This window comes from Corallococcus sp. CA047B (assembly GCF_003612065.1).
GTDB classification, from domain to species: domain Bacteria; phylum Myxococcota; class Myxococcia; order Myxococcales; family Myxococcaceae; genus Corallococcus; species Corallococcus praedator.
The window spans coordinates 1-2,708 of sequence record NZ_RAWD01000572.1 but is presented as its reverse complement, the minus strand read 5'-3'; the positions used below and the strand labels follow the sequence as shown (position 1 = coordinate 2,708).

Genomic DNA, 2,708 nt, shown 5'->3' with positions numbered 1-2,708 from the left:
GGGTGGGCGTAACAGCGCTGCTACGCTCGGCTGGCGCGGACTGGCGCGCATCGGTGCCGACGAGTGCGAGGCGCTGAGAATCCAGGGGGATACGCGCCAGCTCGGCGCGCTCTGACACAGCTGGAACGGGTTCAAGTCCCGTACTCCTCGCCACTAGAGAGGCCCGGAACCGAAAGGTTCCGGGCCTTTCGCTTTTCTGGCTGCCCGCTGCATCGCGCGCTCCCGGGCCTCCGGTGCGAAGTGGGCGTCGCCGATGGCGGCATGGCTCCCCCACTCCCGCGCAGCCGAAGCCCCGCGCAGCCGTCAGGCGCGCGTCAGCGTGAGGGCCCGCCCTTGGCTGTTCCCTTGAAGTCAGCGGCGGCCCGCCGTGCCATCCGCCCCAGGCGGTGGAGAGGTCGCGCGACTCCGCCAGTCCACTCGCGGCGTCTTCTCCTTCAACGGCTCCTTCCTGGCCTCAGCCTGGGGCGCCGCGCTCACCGCGTTCCGCACCTGCCTGGGGGAGCACTCAAAGGCACCCGGGGGATGCCCGCAGTCGATTACTGCATGGCCCAGACCGACCCACGCCTGATTTGAGAAAGACCGGCCCGCATTCACTCTCTCGCCTCCAATTCATCGGGCCGTGATGGTCCGAACCGAAGGAGGGGGAACATGAAGCGAATCCAATGGTACGTCATGGGCAGTGTCCTCACGGCCGGTCTCCTGGGGCTCGCGCACGAAGCCTACGGTGAGGCGCCCGAGGAGGACCTCTCCATGCACTCGCAATGCAAGCTGCGCCTGCTGAAAGGCAGCTACGTCTACGCGAACAGCGGGTTCTATTTGACGGGAGGTGAGCGGGTCCCCTTCGCGCAGGCGGGGCGTGAGGTCTTCCAGGGAGACGGCACGTTCACGGGCTCGGCGACCGTCAATACCAATGGGGTGAGCTCGCGCATCGTCTACTCTGGCACCTACACCCTCGACTCCAATTGCCGCGGCACCGCGAAGACCACTGACAACACCGGCGTCACGGATCACTACGACTTCTTCGTCACGAAGAACGGGGAGACCCTGACCTACGTCCAGACCGACCCCGCCTACATCACGGCCACCTTCGAGGTCCGACGGGACGACTGACGTTCCTGGATGCCGCCGGGCAGAACAGACGCCCGGCGTCCCAGGCCCCTCCGCCAGTCCATGGCCAGCCGCTTCAGGCATATCGACGGGAGCGAAGCCATGGTCAGCTCCCTGGGGCTGGTGCTGCTGGAGTTCGCCACGGGGCGACACCTCGACTACCCGGGGAATCTCAAGGTGGAGGACGAGTCTCCTCGCCTCTCGCGGGAGCAGAGCCAACGCGTGCTCGCGGCACTGGCCACGACGATGGACATGAACCTGCCGCCTTTCGTGGAGGACGCCGTCCAGCGCGCCAGGGTGTTCAGTGGGAAGGACGTGAAGGAGGCCGCGTTCGGGCTGTCCACCTCGCTGCGCTCCGTCTTCCTGCGGTTGCTGTGCCGGGAGCCCGCGTCTCGCTACCCGACAGCGGCAGCGCTGGAGCTGGAGTTGCGCGGGCAGCTCACGCGGCTGGGACCGTACAGCGCGGCGGATGCGGTGAAGGAAGTAGAGACCGCCCTCTTTGAAGGCGGCGAGGCCATGGAGGAACTGAATCTGCTGGAGGACGAGGGCGGCATCGTCCCGGCCTTTCCGCCGCGGAGTCAGGACTCCATCCCCACGGAGCCGCGCCCGCTGCGAAGCGCGGACGAGACGACGACAGAGCCGGGACCGGGCGCCTTGCGCCTGTCACGGCATTAACAGTCGCCGGCTCGACGCAGCCGACCTTCACCCCTGGGTAGCAGCGCGGGCCCTGCGGGAGCCGGGCTGAATGTCAGACGTGTGTCCTTTGCTCTCCTCGGAGGTGTCACTCCCAGGGGGCGTGGATGCGAATGACGCGAAGTGGGGCTGTCTGGCTGTGGCTGCTGTTGCCGGTGGCCGCATGGGCCGAGGACGTCCCGGAGGTGCCGCCCGAGGAGGAGGAACAGCGCCCCCTGGACGAGGCCTGGCGCAACTTGCTGCGCGTGGAGGCGACGACGTTGTCCTTCCTGCCGCGGGCGTCGGCACGAGCGAGGGCTTCCTCCAGGTGGAGCCGACCCTCATTCTCGACGGAGGCGCGGAGTTTGGCCTCAACCTGGGCACGCCCGTGCGGTTGCGTCTCTGGGGTGGTGGAGGGGCCGCGGGCTTCGTGCGGAAGGAGGACTGGGACAGCCTCTCAGACTTCGGACAAGTGGTGCGCGGGCTCAAGCTGGGCTCGAACGACGCGCCCGTGGGCGTCTGGTTCGGCGCGCTGGAGTCCTACAGCCTGCTGTCCGCGCACCTCGTGCGGCGCTACTCCAACCGAAGCAATCCCGACTACCACCCAGCGGGCGGCTTCCTCACCGGCACGCTGGGGCCCCTCTATACGCAGGCGTTCGTCTCGGACGTGCTGGGCGCGCGACTCATGGGGGCGGAAGTCGCGCTGGACCTGGAGCACGTCCTCATCGGCCAGCCCCGCGCGCAGGGTCGCTACACACTGGCACTGTCAGCGGTACATGACTGGGGGGAGGCCGGAGGTCACGCGCCTCCGGTGACGCTGGCGCACCTGGACGCAACCGCCGTGGTGGTGGTGCGGCCGGGCTTCGAGGCCCACCTGCATGCCGGTTGGGGCGGACGGCCCGGTGTGGGCGGCGCATGGGGGGCGGTGG

General features: G+C 68.6%; 2 protein-coding genes and 1 pseudogene. All 3 read left to right on the top strand.

From position 1 onward, the window contains the following. The first annotated feature begins 648 nt into the window (after window positions 1-648). Entirely contained in the window at window positions 649-1,110 is a 462-nt protein-coding gene (locus tag D7X74_RS41100; RefSeq protein ID WP_120538362.1) for a hypothetical protein, read from the top strand. Between the two features lie 99 nt (window positions 1,111-1,209). After that, window positions 1,210-1,782, top strand: coding sequence for a hypothetical protein (locus D7X74_RS41095; RefSeq protein ID WP_120538361.1), 573 nt, complete (start codon window positions 1,210-1,212; stop codon window positions 1,780-1,782). A gap of 125 nt (window positions 1,783-1,907) precedes the next feature. Next, window positions 1,908-2,708, top strand: a pseudogene (locus tag D7X74_RS41090) (hypothetical protein); the annotation flags it as partial.